The organism is Amycolatopsis sp. cg13, assembly GCF_041346965.1.
Taxonomy (GTDB): Bacteria; Actinomycetota; Actinomycetes; order Mycobacteriales; family Pseudonocardiaceae; genus Amycolatopsis.
Genome location: NZ_CP166848.1, coordinates 6,214,578 through 6,230,590, shown reverse-complemented (window position 1 = coordinate 6,230,590; position 16,013 = coordinate 6,214,578). Strand labels below are relative to the sequence as shown.

At 68.3% G+C, this 16,013-nt stretch carries 14 protein-coding genes and 1 tRNA gene; 10 read left to right on the top strand and 5 right to left on the bottom strand.

The genetic code is table 11. The features are described from left to right. Positions 1-216 precede the first annotated feature (216 nt). Positions 217-735 carry a hypothetical protein gene (locus AB5I40_RS29005; protein WP_370933366.1) on the top strand — a complete coding sequence of 173 codons (519 nt, stop codon included), beginning with the start codon at positions 217-219 and terminating at the stop codon, positions 733-735. Here the strand turns inward: AB5I40_RS29005 and AB5I40_RS29000 are convergent. Then, positions 719-1,612, bottom strand: a complete 894-nt coding sequence (locus tag AB5I40_RS29000) for a serine/threonine-protein kinase (RefSeq protein WP_370933364.1) — start codon at positions 1,610-1,612, stop codon at positions 719-721. The genes AB5I40_RS29005 and AB5I40_RS29000 overlap by 17 nt on opposite strands. A 17-nt stretch (positions 1,613-1,629) precedes the next feature. Beyond that, the gene (locus AB5I40_RS28995) at positions 1,630-3,372 is read right to left on the bottom strand and encodes a class I SAM-dependent DNA methyltransferase (RefSeq protein WP_370933362.1); all 1,743 of its coding nucleotides are present in this window, start codon (positions 3,370-3,372) and stop codon (positions 1,630-1,632) included. A 77-nt stretch (positions 3,373-3,449) separates the two neighbouring features. Here AB5I40_RS28995 and AB5I40_RS28990 point away from each other — a divergent pair, with 77 nt between their 5' ends. The 7 genes from AB5I40_RS28990 to AB5I40_RS28960 all read left to right on the top strand — a co-directional run bounded on the left by AB5I40_RS28990 (position 3,450) and on the right by AB5I40_RS28960 (position 8,839). Continuing rightward, the gene (locus AB5I40_RS28990; RefSeq protein ID WP_370933360.1) at positions 3,450-4,199 is read left to right on the top strand and encodes a PP2C family serine/threonine-protein phosphatase; all 750 of its coding nucleotides are present in this window, start codon (positions 3,450-3,452) and stop codon (positions 4,197-4,199) included. A 63-nt stretch (positions 4,200-4,262) separates the two neighbouring features. Further along, positions 4,263-4,347 (top strand) — tRNA-Ser (locus tag AB5I40_RS28985). Between the two features lie 102 nt (positions 4,348-4,449). Beyond that, positions 4,450-4,827 carry a nuclear transport factor 2 family protein gene (locus tag AB5I40_RS28980; protein WP_370933359.1) on the top strand — a complete coding sequence of 126 codons (378 nt, stop codon included), beginning with the start codon at positions 4,450-4,452 and terminating at the stop codon, positions 4,825-4,827. Between the two features lie 371 nt (positions 4,828-5,198). Further along, on the top strand, positions 5,199-5,459 hold the full coding sequence (locus tag AB5I40_RS28975; protein ID WP_009084635.1) for a hypothetical protein: 261 nt from the start codon (positions 5,199-5,201) through the stop codon (positions 5,457-5,459). Between the two features lie 5 nt (positions 5,460-5,464). Continuing rightward, positions 5,465-5,713 (top strand): hypothetical protein, encoded by a 249-nt coding sequence (locus AB5I40_RS28970; RefSeq protein WP_370933357.1) that lies wholly within the window; start codon positions 5,465-5,467, stop codon positions 5,711-5,713. A gap of 7 nt (positions 5,714-5,720) precedes the next feature. Further along, a complete protein-coding gene (locus tag AB5I40_RS28965) occupies positions 5,721-8,471 on the top strand; it encodes an FtsK/SpoIIIE domain-containing protein (RefSeq protein WP_370933355.1) in 2,751 nt (916 codons plus the stop codon). 23 nt (positions 8,472-8,494) lie between these two features. Beyond that, entirely contained in the window at positions 8,495-8,839 is a 345-nt protein-coding gene (locus AB5I40_RS28960) for a hypothetical protein (RefSeq protein ID WP_370940627.1), read from the top strand. 570 nt (positions 8,840-9,409) lie between these two features. On the opposite strand, the gene AB5I40_RS28955 is transcribed toward AB5I40_RS28960, so the two are convergent. Next, positions 9,410-11,911, bottom strand: coding sequence for an endonuclease/exonuclease/phosphatase family protein (locus tag AB5I40_RS28955; protein ID WP_370933353.1), 2,502 nt, complete (start codon positions 11,909-11,911; stop codon positions 9,410-9,412). Positions 11,912-12,036: 125 nt separating this feature from the next. On the opposite strand from AB5I40_RS28955, the gene AB5I40_RS28950 reads away from it, so the two are divergent. Further along, entirely contained in the window at positions 12,037-13,053 is a 1,017-nt protein-coding gene (locus AB5I40_RS28950; protein WP_370933351.1) for a CapA family protein, read from the top strand. Positions 13,054-13,455: 402 nt separating this feature from the next. Here AB5I40_RS28950 and AB5I40_RS28945 read toward each other — a convergent pair whose 3' ends face one another. Next, on the bottom strand, positions 13,456-14,172 hold the full coding sequence (locus tag AB5I40_RS28945; RefSeq protein ID WP_370933349.1) for an alpha/beta fold hydrolase: 717 nt from the start codon (positions 14,170-14,172) through the stop codon (positions 13,456-13,458). A 105-nt stretch (positions 14,173-14,277) separates the two neighbouring features. On the opposite strand from AB5I40_RS28945, the gene AB5I40_RS28940 reads away from it, so the two are divergent. Then, positions 14,278-14,844, top strand: a complete 567-nt coding sequence (locus AB5I40_RS28940; RefSeq protein ID WP_370933348.1) for a TetR/AcrR family transcriptional regulator — start codon at positions 14,278-14,280, stop codon at positions 14,842-14,844. On the opposite strand, the gene AB5I40_RS28935 is transcribed toward AB5I40_RS28940, so the two are convergent. Then, positions 14,845-15,765, bottom strand: a complete 921-nt coding sequence (locus AB5I40_RS28935; protein ID WP_370933347.1) for a TauD/TfdA dioxygenase family protein — start codon at positions 15,763-15,765, stop codon at positions 14,845-14,847. Positions 15,766-16,013 lie beyond the last annotated feature (248 nt).

Genomic DNA, 16,013 nt, shown 5'->3' with positions numbered 1-16,013 from the left:
TATCACCCGAATAGACGACCATCACCCCCACGTGGTTGCTCGGCAATGGTCACGATCCGGCCTCTCCACCTCCGGGTTGAGCCGCGGATCCACCCGGCGCCAGCCCGTACGCCGACGAAAACCGCACCGATCCCGACGAGGCTGGAAGCACGCCGGGCAGCCTCCCGGCACCCGCCGCCGGCCGGGCGTAGCCGACCACCTCCGCGAAGGAGCACCGTGAACCTCGGCCCGCTCACCATCGTTCTCTACGTCGCGATCGCGGCGCTCGTCCTCTACCGGGTTGTCTACCGGCAGTGGCGCGGCACGCTGCTCAGCCGCAAGCGGTTGCTGACGCTGCCGTTCATCCTGACCGCGATCGGCGTGTTCTCCGCCGCCACCACACTGCAAAGCGCGACCGCGACGGAATACGCGCTGCTGGCTGGCGACGTCGTAGTCCTCGGCCTGCTGGGCGTCCTGCGCAGCTCCACTTCGGTCCTCAGCGCCCGCGAAGGCACGACGTTCGTGAAGGGCACTCCGCTCACGCTGGTGCTGTGGTTCGCCACCATCGGCGTACGCGTCGGGTTCTCCTTCATCGGAGCCGCGCTCGGCGTCAGCAACACCGTGACGTCCTCGACGATCATGCTCACCATCGGTATCAGCATCGGCGTACAGAACGCCTTCACTTACTACCGCATCCAGCAGCGCGGCCTGCCGCTGTCGGAGCAGACGCCGACGAGCATCAACGCTCGCCGCTAAGCCCCACCATGCGCGCGTACATCCGCGAAGGGCTCAGCACCGTTGCCGGGTGCAGGAATCCCGGCAACGGTGGCAAGTCCCGCGCGAAAGGCACGAGATGCGCGTACAGCACTTCTGCCCCGGACGGTCGCGCCGAAGGATCCTTCGCGAGCGTCGCGGCGAGAAGCGCGTTCAACTCCCGCGGTACGCCGGGAACGACCGGCGCGGTTTCCTTAACCTGCTTGTCGAACACCGCGTACGCCGTAGGCCCGGTGAAGACCGGACGGCCAGTCAGCATCTCGTGCAGTACGCAACCGAGCGCGTACAGGTCGCTTCGCGGCTCCGCGTGCCCACGCTGGATCTGCTCCGGAGCCATGTACGACGGCGTTCCCAGCAGCTGTCCCGCGCGCGTGAAGCGAGCAGTATCGGCTTCGCGCAACACAGCGAGCCCGAAGTCCATCACCTTCACGCTGCCGTCCGGGCAGAGCATCAGGTTGGCTGGTTTGAGGTCACGGTGACAGACCGCGCGAGCGTGCGCCGCCGACAGCACCGCGGCTGCTTGCGCCGCGATCGCCGCAGCCCACGACACCGGCAGCGGACCGTGTTCGGCGAGCAGATCGTCCAGCGTCACGCCTTCGACGAACTGCATGACCTGGAACAGCCGGTCGTCATGCGCGCCGAAGTCGTACAGGGTGGGCGCGCCGGGATGGTCGAGCGTCGCGAGAATCCGCGCTTCGCGGGCGAAGCGTTCCTCGAGCTCTTCGTCGCCGCCGGGCAGCCGCAGCAGCTTGATCGCGACGTGCCGGCCCAGCCGCCGGTCGAGTCCGCGGTGCACCGAACCCATGCCGCCCCGTCCGAGCGGCAGATCGTCGACCTCGTAGCGGTCCGCGATCAGCATGGGCCCCCTCACAGCGCTCACCCGCCACCGGGCTTCAGCCGTCCTTCGGCGAGTGCGGCAAAGCCTAGCCGCACCAGGTCGCGGCCGATTTCCGCGGTTTGCCGCAGCGCCCGGTCGAAGTCCGCGAGCGCGCGGAAAGCGACGCCGTACGCACGCTGCGTTTCGAGCGGATGCCGAGGCACCTTCAACCGGCGCGCGTCGATCCGGGTCGACGCGCTGTGCACCGGGAAGTCCGCGGCGCGCAGGCAGCCGGCGAGGAACTGCGCGTCGAGCAGCTCCGGATCCACGCGATAACGGGAAAGCGCGGGCCCGAGCCGCACCGGCGCTCCACTGTGGACGATCACCGCGCCGGTGACCGACGCGACCACGTCGCCCTCGTGGGCGAAAACCGCCGCCGGATCGGGCGCGGCGTGCCCGGTCGGCGGACCGCCGAGGAGGACGTCGTCGGTGGTCAGCATGGGTTCGTCGCCGTCGGCGGTCCGCGGCGGCGCGTGCGTGATCCGCAGCGCGCCCGCCTTGACCAGCTCGCCGACGGTCGTGTGCGCCGGTTCGCCGGAAGCCGGTTCCAGCTTCGGCAGCTCGATCCCGATCTGTCCGAAAAGCCGTTGCGCGGCAAGGAAAGCCTCGCCCGAGTCACTCTCGCCGGGGCGGCCCGACGGCGTGAGGTCGACGTCGTCGTCGAGCACGTCGATGATGCGTTCGCCGGTATCCGGATCGGCCAGAAAGTCCAGCCACACCTGCTCGACGTGCTCCGCGGTGGTGTCGGCGATCAGCACGGTCGCCGGCGCGCGCTGCTCCGGCTCCGGTCGCGTGAGCAGCCAAAGATCGGTGCCGGCCGCGAGCGTGCACACCGCACGCAACGCGCCAGCGCGCAGCAGATTCGCCCGGATGCGTTTCCCGCTCCGCCGCCCGGCCGCCGCCCCCGGCATCAGCACCGCGACTGCTCCGCCGGGCTTCACGTGCGCCAGGCAGTGCTGCACCCATGCCAGCTCCGACTCGCCGCGCGGTGGCAAGCCGTACTCCCAGCGCGCGTCGCCGACGAGTTCCTCGTGCCCCCAGCCGCGCTCGTTGAACGGCGGGTCGCACAGGACGACGTCCGCCAACCGATCGGCGAAAGCGTCCGCGCGCAACGCATCCGCGGCGTGCACCTCGGTGTCCGCGCCGTGCAGCCGCAACCGGATGCCAGCGATCCGCGCGGTGTCCGGGTCGACGTCCTGCCCCCGCGCCCGGGTCGCCGCGGCGGCCAGCAGCAACGACCCGAACCCGCACGCCGGGTCGAGCACCGTGGCCCCCTTCGCGCCGGTCAGCCGCACCATCAGATCGGCGTACGCGGTCGGCGTGGTGGAGAGCCGGCGGGCGTGGGCTTCGAAGAAGCGGTCGCAGAGCTGCTCGAACGTCTCCGCCGCGCCTTCGCTCGAGGCGAGCTGGGAGATCAGCCCCAGCACCTCCGGATCGTCAGGCCCCTCGGCATCGTCCGCGAGGTACTCGCCGACCGCCGCCAGCCGCGCGCCGAGGTCGAGGTCGTCGCCAAGGGCACGCAGCCGTTGCCACGCCTCGTCGATCGGCGCGAGTTCGAACGGACGACCGCGTCCGCGCAGCCACGCCTGCACCTCCGGCAGCGAAAACAACGGGCTGGACGCCGTGCCGCCTACGGGTTTGGGAAAATCGTCGTGGCGCCGCCGCCAGTTGCTCACCGCCGCCCGGCGCACGCCCGCCAGGCGCGCGATGTCGGCCGCACTCACCGCCGCGTCGTCTGCCATGACGAGCACGATAGCCGACGACAGCGGTTTCCATCGTTTTGCTTGTTAACTCAGTCAACCAATGGTTTCATGGGGACATGGCCACCGAGCAGACCCGGTTCACCCTGCGCTACTCCGCGGGATCGGATCAAGGGCGACGACGCACCAACAACGAGGACTCCGTGTACGCCAGCGGGCGGATGCTCGTGGTGGCCGACGGCATCGGCGGCCAGCCGCACGGCGAAGTGGCCAGCTCGACCGCGGTCAGCGTGCTGGCCTCGCTCGACGCGGAACTGCGCACGCTGGACCTCACCGCGCACAACCTGTCGAACCTGCTCTCCGACGGCGTCCACCGGATCGCCGGCCAGCTCGCCCAGGTGGCCGAGGAAACCCCCGCCACGCAAGGCATGGGCACCACCCTCACCACCCTGCTGTTCGACGGCACCCACTTCGCCGCGGCCCACGTCGGCGACTCGCGCGGCTACCTCCTGCGCGACGGCGAACTGCAGCGCATCACGCGCGACCACACCCTGGCACAGGCCCTGGTCGAAGACGGCACCATCAGCGCCGCCGACGCCGACCACCACCCGCGCGGCTCGATGCTGATGAAAGCACTCCTGAGCACCGGCTCGGCCGAACCGGACGTCTGGGAATTCACGCCGCGGGCCGGCGACCGCTACCTGCTCTGCTCCGACGGCCTCACCGCGGGCGCCAGCGAACCGGCCATCCAGGACGTCCTCGCCGACGGCACCCCGGAGGAAATCGTCCCGCGCCTCATCGCCCTCGCCAACGAGGGCGGCGGCCCGGACAACATCACCATCGTGGTCGCCGACGTCGTCCCGGCCTGAACCGGTTAGCGCAGGTCGGACCACCTGCGGAAGGCGAAAGGGCCATCCGGTATTCTTCCCCACGGAGGATTGGCCGAGCGGCCTAAGGCGCACGCTTGGAAAGCGTGTTGGGTTCACGCCCTCGCAGGTTCGAATCCTGTATCCTCCGCTGCAACACCACGAAGGTCCCAGCTTCGCAGAGGCTGGGACCTTCGTCGTTTCCCCGTAAATCCCTTGCCTGGCAACGATATTCCGCTGGCAGAATTCGTTCATGAACCACAGCGCAGCTCAAGAGTTCGCCGACCGCTGGGCCAAGGCTTGGAACGCCCACGATCTCGACGCACTGCTGGCCCACTTCGCCGACGACGTCACCTTCCGATCCCCGGTCGCGGTCCAGGTGATCGGCGGCGACGGCGTGCTCCGCGGCAAGGCGGCGCTGCGCGCGTACTGGGCCGAGGGGCTGCGCCGGATTCCCGATCTCCGCTTCGAGGTCATCGGCGTCTACGTCGGACTCGGCGCGCTCGTCGTCAACTACCGCAACCAGAAGGGCGGACTGGTCAACGAGGTCCTGGTCTTCGACGGCGATCTCGTCGTCGAGGGTTACGGCACCTACCTCGGCGACGACCCGAATCCGGCCGGCGCTCGCTGAACCGGGCGGCGGGCCGTCGCTGTCCGCAACCGGGACAGGGGCTGGGATCGGCCGAACGGTCCTACCCGCTAGGCTTCGCCGCAGACTTCATCGCAGCCGTCCGGAGAGGTTTCCCGGTGTCACGAATACCGTTTTGACCTGGGCGTTGGCCGTCGCACACACACCGAGAACCCGCAGGTCAGAAGGCTGAAACGCGGGTTTCGGGCCCCGCGTGCGAACCCGAGAAGCCGACGCCCGACTGGCCCCGGATGCCCGACCGCGTCCGGGGCTTTGTCGATTCTCCCGTTCCCACTTACTTACCGAAGACACCTGATCACGCTAAGTTTGTATGTGGTCGTTTCAGCCCATGACGCACCGAGGAGCCCGCCCCCATGGCCGGAGTGGAAGAGATCCGCGCTGGTATCGCGCTCGCGAACGAGAAGGCGTCCGCGAGCATCGCCGCGCTGCAGCAGGCAGCGCAGGCACTCGAAGAAGCACAGCTGTCGCTGTCCCAAGCCACCCAGGGCAGCAGCCAGCACGAGGTGAACCAGGCGCACGGCCTGCTCGCCGAAGCGCTGCAAGGGATCACCGGCATGCAGAGCACCATCCAGGCCGGCATCTCGTCGGCCGATTCCTACTCGGCGCGGCTTTAACGCCGATGTCGGGGCTCGCCGAAATCCACCAGTTGCTCACCGCCGCGCGAGCGGGGGTCGGCGACGGGCGGGCGCACGCCGAGCGGGCGATGGCTCTGCTCGGCGACGCCCGGCGCGCACTCGTCGACGCGCAGGCCAAGGCAGATCCGTGGCTGCCGGGCCAGTTCGCGCAGGCCGACGAGGCGCTCGAACACCTCCTCACCCGTTTAGCCGCCGCCGACGATTTAGTGGGCGGATACCAGTCACGCCTGTAGGGATGAGATGGCCAGCAAGTCAGCCGAGCAACGCAACCGTGTGCAAACCGCTCTCGACCGGGTCCGGCACCAGATCGGGCTCGTGCTCGGGGCCGCGGCCGGCGCGCGCGAAATGGCCGAGGCCGAGGTGGCGCGGCTGACGCTGGAACAGGAGATCGTCCGGGTCGGCATGGACCACGCCGATCCGGCCCAGCAGACGGAGTGGGCGCGGCATCCGGCCGCGCACGAGGTGTTCGCCGCGCTCGGCGGCACCCGCACCGCCTTCTACACCGACTGGAGCGCCGGTCCCGGCGAACTGCGCGACCTCGTCGCCGCGCACGCGCCGGGCCCGGCCGGGCGGCCGCCGAGCGAATGGCTCGGGCGCGTCGGCACGAATTCCGGCGTCACCGCTCCCGGGTTGTGGCGGGTCGGTTCGGCCACCGCGGCCGGACGCGACATCTCGCGCACGTTCGACGTCGCCGTGCCGCTGCTGGACGAATCGCACCTGGCCATCACGTCCGCGCCGAAAACCCGGCCGGTGGTGGACGGGATCGTGCAGGGCCTGCTGATGCGCGTGCTGTCGGCGTTCGAGCCCGGCGCGGTGAAAATCCACCTGTGGGACGTCGGCCAGCTCACCGCGATCCTGCCGGACCTGTACCCGCTCAGCCGCACGAGCGCGCTGTCGCTGTACGACCCGACGCGACTGGAGGATCTGCTCGACGAGCTCGCCGGGCACATCCGCCGGATCCACGCCACCGGCATGCAGGCGGGCCACACCTCGTTGCGGGAACTGCGAAAAGCCACCGGCCAGCGCTTGGAGCCGTACCGGATCGCCGTGCTGTACGGCAACGGCGAAACTCTCGACGCAGAACGCGCGCGCGACCTCAAACGCGTGGCCAGCGGCGCGCTCGCGGCCGGGATCTGCCTGATCCTGGTGGACGTGCCCACCGCGGTGAGCGCGTCGATCGAAACGCTCAGCCTGCTGGACGAACGCCGTGCGGTCAGCAGCATGACCGGCAGCGACCTGGTCGTGGACCTGGATCCGCCGATGCCGTCCGGTCAGGTGATCCGCGCGGCGAACCGCATCGCCGAAGCGCTCATTTCGAAACAGGGCGGCCCACGGTCGTTCGCCGATCTGATGCCGACCGAGATCGGCCAGGAGAGTTCCGCGCGGGAACTGCGCGCGCCGATCGGGTTCCACGAGGGCGAAGCCGTCGAAGTGGTGATCGGCGACGCCAGCCCGCACGCGCTCATCGGCGGCCCGAGCGGTTCGGGGAAAACGAACTTCCTGTACGCGCTGCTGGGAAGTCTCGCCGCGCGATACACGCCCGACGAGCTGGCGTTGTACCTGCTGGACTTCAAGGAAGGCGTCTCGTTCGCCGGTCTCGCTCCCGGTCGCAAAGACTCCAGCTGGCTGCCGCACGCGAAACTGGTCGGCGTCAACGTCAACACCGACCGCGAATTCGGGTTGGCGCTGCTGCGCTTCCTCGCCGACGAATTGCGCCGCCGCTCCGCCGCGGCGAAGGAGCACGAGGTCACGAACCTGGCTGACCTGCGCGAACAGGATCCGAGCGGACACTGGCCGCGGATCGTCGCGGTGATCGACGAATTCCAGTACCTCTTCGCCGGACGTGACCAAGTCACCGCGCAGGCGACGCAGCTGCTGGAAGACATCGCGCGCCGTGGCCGTTCGCAAGGCATCCACCTCGTCCTGGCCAGCCAAGACGTCGCAGGCATCGAAGCCTTCTGGGGCAAACCTGCGGTGTTCGAACAGTGCACGCTTCGCATCGCCATGCCGAAGGCACGCCGCGTTCTCGCGGAAACGAACAACGCGGCGGTCTCCGCACCCAAGTGGCACGCGGTGATCAACCACGATTCCGGTGTCGCACACGGGAACCAGCTCGCGCACGTGCCGGATGCGAGCACTCGCAACGTTTTCGTGAACCTGCAGCAAAAACTGTGGGAACTCTACGCTGGCCGATTCTCTCGGCCGCGCCTGTTCGACGGTGCGCATTCGCCGGTGCTGGAACAGTTCCCGGCGTTCCTGGAACTCAAGCCGAGCCCTCAGCCGAGGGCGATCCTGGGTCAGTCGATCGACGTCACCGAGGCCGCTTGCGGCGTCGAACTGCCTCGGGTACCGGGCCGGAACATCGCGGTACTCGGCGGGGCGACCGCGGAGGCCTTGTCCATTATGGACTCCGCCGCGCGATCGCTTTCCCGGCAACTCGAACTCGGGCAGGTCGAATTCCTGCTCCACTGCCCCATTGTGGCCAGCTCCCCGGCGGTCCTGGATTTGAAGAGCCGCCTGGAAGCTGAAGGCCACCTCGCGACGCTCACTGAAGACCTTTCCACCGAGCTGGGGTCGATCGTCGAATCGCTCTCCACGACGACGCCGCGCATCCTGCTGCTGTACGGAGTCGACGCCGCTTTGCCCTCGCTGGAGGCGAAGGCGGTCGGACAGCTGAAGAGCGGCCTCGACCACCTGCGTACGTTGCTGAAAAACGGCCCCGCGCACGGTGTGCACACCATCGGCTGGTGGCGCAGCATCGCGCGACTCAAAGACACGCTCGGCTTCGGGGGCACGGACGACATCGGAACCTGGGCCGCACTGGACGTCCAGGGCAACGAGCTGTCGCCGTTCGCCGCGGGTCAGGTCGTGCACTGGTCGCCGCGGCCGGGCCGGGCATTGTTCTTCGACCGCACCACGCACGGGGCGCCGGAAGTCATCATCCCGTTCCAGCGCCCAGAAACCGAGCCGACCGCGGGAGGCACGCCGTGACCGAGGGAACCCCCAGCCCCGCCATGCGGTACAAGGAAATCGTCGGTCTGGCCAGGGGTTCGGCGGACAGCCTGCGCGCGTGGGAACTGGCGCGGGCGGACGAGATCGAACGCCAGCTGGCGGATGCGCATGCCGCGGTTGCTGCTGCGCAGGATCGCGAGGAGAAGACCCGGGAGCGCGCTAGCCGGTGGTGGAAAATGGCGCTGCACAATGTTTCGCGGCTGAATTTCGTTGAGGCACTGGACGATCCGCAGCCGATTACTACGGCTCGGCCGCAGTATTTGGATCGGTATTTGGAAGAGGTTAAGCCTAGTTATCAGGAGCTGGTCCAGGCTGTGTTGGGGCTTGGCTGGCGGGCGAAACGTTAAGTTGTGAAAGCGTTCTCCCCGGAAGCTAGCTGGCGAGAACGCGTCAGGAAGTGAACTGGACAACTGAAGCTCAGTCGCCCAGTCCTATCTTCCATGCCAGGACCGGAGACGCCTCAACCTGCCCGAAGGCGTAAGCCACGCCAACCCCAGAGAGCATCCGCCCCGCGTCATCACGGTTCACGCGTTCGTGTGACTTTTATAATCAAATGCATACAGATCTACTCGATCTAGATATAGCCCAGTTCTAGCCGGTGACATCACACCTGCGGTCATGGCTCGGGGCGATCTACGCGTGGAGAGGCGTACGTCGTGACGGCAACAGTGGCGGAAGTCGCGGCAATTGTTGCCGCGTCCGGCACGCTGATAGGAAGCATTGCCCGGCCACTCTTTAAATGGCTGACCGCGAGGACCTTCACAGCGAAGGCTCTGCCTCAAGATCTTCCCAAGATCGCTGAAGCCCTCCATCCAGCCAGGCAAGCGCGCACAGATCGGTCGGCCAAGGAACCAGCAGCCGTGAGGGGAACCCTGAGGGAATCAGATTCCCTCAGGGTTCCCCTCACGTACAACTAACTACGCCGTGCGGTGCAGCAACCGATCCAGCTGGTCGAGCACGTCGTTGGCGAAGTCCGCGAACGGATTCCCCGCCGAAGGCCGGAACCGGACCACCTGCGGATCATGGTCACTGGCCTGATCCGCGAACTCAGCATTCACATGCACCACGTCATAATCCACACCGCGCGGAGCAGCAGAAGCGAGGATGTGGTCCAACACCTGCGACTGTCCCTCGAACACATAGCTGTACCGCTCAGCCGGAGGCAGCGTCGCGATCAGGTCCTTCAACAACCCACCCGACGTCAGCTTCGCCAACGCAGGCGAGAACTGGTAGTCGTTCAGGTCACCAGCCACCACGACGTTCGCTCGCGGGTCCGCGCCGAGCAGTTGCGCCACGAAGCCCTGCAGAACCGTCGCCTGCTTCTGCCGCTGCACCTCCGAGCTCCGCGTCGGCGGCTGGTAGCGGCCATGCGTCGGCTGGTCGCCGCCCTTGGAGTTGAAGTGGTTGGCCAGCACGAAAACTGTCCGGCCGCGGAACACGAACTCGCCGGCCAGCGGCTTGCGGCTGTCCTCCCACGCTTCATTGCCCGGGTCGACCCGGCCCGGCGACTGCGTCAGATGCGCCTTGCCGTGGTCGGAAACCACGCCCACCGAAGAAGTCGGGCTGCCACCGGGACGATCCACAAAGGAGACTCGCGACGGGTTGAACAGGAAGCCGACCCGGATGTTGCCGCCCGGTTGTCCGCCGTCCTCGTCGTTCACCGGGTTGATCTGCCGCCACTGGTACTGCGGGCCACCGGCGGCGACGATCGCGTCGGTGAACTTCTTCAGCGTCTCGTCCGCATCGACAGTGCCGTCGTCGGTCGCACCGCTATTGTCCTGGATTTCTTCCAGGGTAACGATATCCGGCGTCGCGAGGTTGTCGACGATGCCGTGTGCGAGCTGCGCGTACTTGGTGTCCGAATCGGACGGTGCGAGGTTCTCGACGTTGTACGTCGCCACCGAAAGCTCACCCGGACGCTGCTTGCGCGTGGTTTCCCGCTGCAGCTTGTTGTCCTTGGCCGCACCCAGCTTCGACGCGAACAGCGTGTACCCGCCGAAGTTGCTGTACTCCACCGGGCCGGAGGTGACGCCGGTGAGCACGTCACCAGTGTTGACCTTCGGTGCCGCCTGCTGCGAGGACGGGATGATCGACTGGACCTTCAGCACCCCGGTGTTGATCTTGTCGTACCCAAGGTACACAGTCCCGCCGCGCGGCGTCGGGTTCTGCTGCGGCTTCGTGGTCACGTAAAGCTCGCCGTACTTGTTGCTCGGGCCGACCACCCGCGCGTCAGAAACCTGGACGATCTCGCTTTCGTGCGATTCCCAGAAATCCAGTGCGTACTTCGACGGCTCGAGCGGCAATGGCTCGATGTTGCCGCCCGCGTTGGGAGCCAGCACATCCGGCACCTGGTCCGGAGTCAGCACCGTCGGGGCGGGCAGCGGGTTGCCCGAAGAGTCGACCGTCCACTGTGCACTGGTCAGCTCGGTGAGCGACTGGTAGTTCGAGGTCGCGGGCGCGTCCGGGTAGTACTCCTTGACCTTGCCCTGCGCGGTGATCGCGTCGCCGACCGCCACCGCGGGAGTGGTCGATCCGGTGAACACGAACAGGCCCTCGCTGGTGCGCGGGTCGCTGTCCGGATGCGGGTCGGTGATCCAGAACCCGCGCGCCGAGCCGAAGCCGCGCACCGCGGTGACGATGCCGGTGACGTCCTCGACCTGCTTGTCCTTGAACGGCGAAATCCGCGTGGTGCCCTGGATGTCGTGGATCTTCGCCGGAACACCCGGCTCGCCCGGCTGAGTGCCGGTGGTCTCGCCCTTGGTGTTGGTGGGCGTCGGGTCGCCGACGGCGAAGTCCGCGCTGTTGTTGTCGGTGTCGGCGAGCGTCGCCGCCCGAGCGACCGAGGTCGTGTTGGACGGCGCGGCGGCCGGTTCTCCTTCGCGGACAACGGCATCGCCGAAGCCAACGAGGTCCTTGACCCGGCTGTCCGCCGCGCAATCGGCAGCGGTCTTGCAGGTCAGCGGCGCGCTGTCGGACACGAGTGCGACCGTCCCGGCGGTCGCGGACATCGCGATGGCCCCGGTCGCGTCAGGCGTCGGCAGCGCGACCGTGCCGCCGTTCCCCTTCCCCTCCGCGACGAGGTAACGGCCCTTCGGCGCGACAGCTCCGGCGAGCGGCGTGACCTGCCACTTGCTCGACGCGCTCGCCGAACCTGGCAGGTACTGGACGCTGTAGCCGTCGAGCGAGACGGGCGCGCCGCCGTGGTTGGCCAGCTCGATGAAGTCGTTGGTCAGCGTGGCACCGGAATTGCCGCCACCGCCGTAGACCTCGGCGATCAGGGCGTCCGCGCTGGGGGCCGCCGAAGCGGGCGCGGCCAGTCCGCCGAGCACGAGAGCAGCGGCGGAGACGGCAACCGCGCCTCTGGTCAGTCTTGCCCCACCGGCGCTGCGGCCCCCGGCGGGACGACGGGATATGGTCACCCTGAGTCCCCTCTGCATGTCAACGGTCGAGGCATCGTCCCCCGAACAAGCGAAGCAGAGGAAGACGAAAGGGCAACGATTCGTAACGAGCTGGAGGGATTTCCTCCTTTGGACGGGTTGACGCAATGATCACGCTCGTACTCGGCGGAGACGTCAACCTGCAGGGCCGCGCGAACCCGGAAACGGCGCTGGCCCCGTTGACCTCGCTGCTCACCGGCGCCGATGTGCGGTTCGTGAATCTCGAAGGACCGCTGTCCGGCTCGACCGGCATGGACATCCCGCACAAGCCGAACTGGCGGCACTCGCCGCCGGAGATGGTCGCCGCGCTGACCGCCGCCGAAATCGACGTAGTGTCGGTGGCCAACAACGTCACTTACCCGCCAGCCGCGGCGATGGCGAGCCTCGCCGTGCTGGACCGTGCCGGAATCGCGCACTGCGGCGCGGGCGCGAACCTCGCCGAAGCGCACGCGCCGGCGATCCTCGAACGACCCGGCGGCCGGATCGCGTTTCTCGCCTACACCTCGTTGTGCTGGCCGGTCGGGCAGGAAGCGACGGAAGACTCGCCTGGCGTCGCCGCGGCGGGCGCTTACACGTCGTACCAACCGGATCCGCGCGTCCTGGACGTCCCCGGCCGCCCGCCGATCGTGCACACCACGCCGGTCCGCCGCGACCTGGAACTGCTGCTCGCCGACATCCGCCGCGCCCGCGCCGAGGCCGACCACGTCGTGGTGTCGATGCATTGGGGCATCCCCGGCGAAGAACTGACCGAATACCAGGTGACCTACGCGCACGCGATCATCGACGCCGGCGCCGACCTGGTCGTCGGACACGGACCGCACACCGTGCAACCGGTCGAGGTCTACCGCGGCTGCCCGATCCTCTACAGCCTCGGCAACCTCGTCTTCGACTGGCCCGCCATGCGCGACCGGCACCGCGACGGACTGCTCGCCGGCTGCGTAGTCGGCGAGCAGATGCGGGTCGAATTAGTGCCGATCCGCCGCGACGAAGACAACGAATGCGTACCGTTGACGGGAGCGGACGCCGACGACGCGCTGCGGCGGTTTGTCGAACTGTCCGCGCGGCGCGGCACGAACGTGACGGTCAGTGATGGCTTCGCGACCGTCGAAGGACTTCGCGGCTAGACCGCTGGTCCCGCCGTCACCCGGACGGCGCATCTGCCTTAAATGCAGCTCAAGCCCGGGGTCGACCGGTACCGGGCGGGAGTACCTTACCGATGAGCACGGAAACTGTGGCCCAGACCACTTTCAGGCCGCACTCCGAGCTTACGGGTAGCACCCCGCGGGGGAGGCGACACGGTCACGTGGGGGTTGACCGTCGTCGAGTGCGCGGGTGCCACCACCGGAGGAAAACAGCCGCGGGCGCGGGACTTTCCGCTTCGCCCGCGACCGCGGCTCCACGGATTTGCCCCGGGGAAGCCTCGCGAGTGGCGAGGCGCCGCCTTGACCGCGCGGGGGAGCGCGGAAGGGGAGGAAGGCGGCCTGCCTCGCCACTCGTGAGCACTAGCCGTCCGGTCTCGTGAGTGGTTACGCCGGTGCTAACCGGTCCCGCCACTCACGAGACCGGTCCACCACCCGCGCGCACATCTCGCCGTGGGTAAGCGGCAGGTAGTGCCCGGCCCCCGGCACAATCTGCAGCGCTCCGTCCTGGCAGGCAGCCAAAAACCGGCGTTCGCCGAGGCGGAAGTGGTCGTGGCGGCCGTTGAGCAGAAGTACCCGCCCCGGGTACCGCGCGAGGTCGGCGAGCGGATCCATCCCGGCGGCCGCTTCCATCACGTCGGGAATGACCTCGGACGCGATCCCCGCGGCGATGACCGGCTCGGCGACTTCCGCCGGAAGAACCCGGCGGAGCAGCCACGCGCTGAAGGACGCACCGTCGTCCGCTGCCGTCGCCAACCCGCGGCGTGCGAAGCGGAAACCGCCGCGCAGCACCGAACTCGGCACGAGCGAACATCCGGCTCCCACCAGGGAAGCGACCCGATCCGGATGGCGCGCCGCGGTCGCGATCGAGACGTAACCGCCGAGGGAATGCCCGACCAGAACCGCCTGGCCGCCGACCTCGTCGACGGCCTCGACGACCGCGTCCACCGCGCCGTCGAGGGTGAACCGCTCCCCGCGTCGCGTCCCGTGTCCAGGCAGGTCGGGCGTGGCGATTCGGCCGCGGGCCAGGCGTTTCTGCTGCTGCCAACACGCCCCGGACAGCCGGATGCCGTGCACGAAAACCACCGGCAGAACGTCGCTCATGTCTCCACCTTCCCGCCGAATGCAACGGACCGTTGCATTCGCAGGTGTACCACGAGGTCGAGACCAAATGCAACGCACCGTTGCAAACCTGGCTAGGATCAGGCCATGGACCGGACCGCCTCCCGCCCGCGCAAGGCGGACGCCATCTTCTCCGCGACCCTCGCGCTGCTGGCCGACCGCGGTTACGACGCACTGACGATCGAAGCGGTAGCGGCGCAGGCCGGAGTGCACAAAACGACGATCTACCGCACGTGGGCGACCAAAGACGAAGTCCTCGCCGACGCCCTGGTCCAGGCCCCGGAATTGACCTTCGCGATCCCCGACACCGGCTCCCTGCGCGGGGATCTCCTCGAACTGGCGAAGCAGATCCACCGGCTGCTGTCCGATCCCGCGAACCGGCGCATCATCACGGCCGTCGTCTCCGCGCTGCCGGACCGTCCCGCCACCGCCGCGGCAGCCGGACGCTTCTTCGCCGACCGCCTCGGCCGCGAGCAGGCCGTCTTCGACCGGGCCCACGACCGAGGCGAACTAGCCGACACAGCGGATTCCGAGATGGTCATGGATCTACTGGGCGGGAACCTGTGGTTCCACACCCTGATCCGCGCGAAATCCGCCGACGACGCCTACCTCGAACGACTTGTCGACACCGTCCTCACCGGCGTCACCCGCTGATCAGTACGGCCGATCCCCGACGATCGCGACGCGCTCCGCGATCCGGACGTGCGGGTGGTAGTCGTTGACCGCGTAATGCTGGGTCGCGCGGTTGTCCCAGAACGCCACCGAATCCGGCTCCCACCGGAACCGCACCTGGAACTCCGGCGTGTGCGCCTGCAGGAACAAAAACCGCAGCAGCCGGTCGCTTTCGGCGCGGTCCAGGCCGACGATGTGCGTGGTGAAGGCCTGGTTCACGAACAACGTCCGCCGTCCGGTCTCCGGATGGGTCCGCACCACCGGGTGCTCGACCGGCGGGTACGCGTCCTGCCACTGGGCCAGCAGATCCGGGTCGGTGAACCGGTCGAAGCCGGGGATGAAGTCGTGCACCGCGGTGAGGCCGTCGATCCGCTCGCGCACGTCGGCGGGCAGGTTGTCGTAGGCGGCGGCCATGTCGGCCCACATCGTGTCGCCGCCGATCGGCGGGACCTCGACCAGGCGCAGCACCGAGCCGAGCGCCGGATTCGGGCGCCAGGTGACGTCGGTGTGCCAGATGTTCTCGTACCCGGGCATTCCGGCGGTGCGGGTGAACCGCACGACCTGGTCGGAATCTCCCCGCGGGATGAACGGGTTCGTTTCCAGTTCGCCCCAGTTCGCGGCGAACGCGCGCTGCTGCTCGGACGTGATGTGCTGGTCGCGGAAGAACAGCACCTTCCACTCCAGCAAGGCGCGGTTCAGCTCGGCGCGCAGCTGCGGCGAAACCGGCGCGCCGAGGTCCACTCCGGATATTTCAGCGCCGATCACCCGTCCGAGGGGGCGCAAGGTGAACAGCTCGTACGGAGCTTCGGCACCGGAAAGCCGGTGCAGCACGCGCGGGCCTTCGAGGATTCCGTCGTCCGGCGTAACGGACGAGCGCAGGCGGGCAGGCAGGTCTACAGACATGGCGGTACTCCCGGAAGAATAGGTGAATTCGGCTGTGGCAGCGGAAAATCGCCTACGCGGGAGGAGAGCCGAGACGACCGCGACGCTTGAGGAGAGCGGCCACGCCCTCGCCGTCCGTCCGTGCCGGGGCACGGCCGGCTAGCGGCACTTCCCGGTTCTCTGGCATGACTCCAATTCTGGCGGTGCGGGGAACGCCCGGTCAAGGATCCCCACGATGTGGAATCGTCGCACGCCCGGCCGAGTGACCC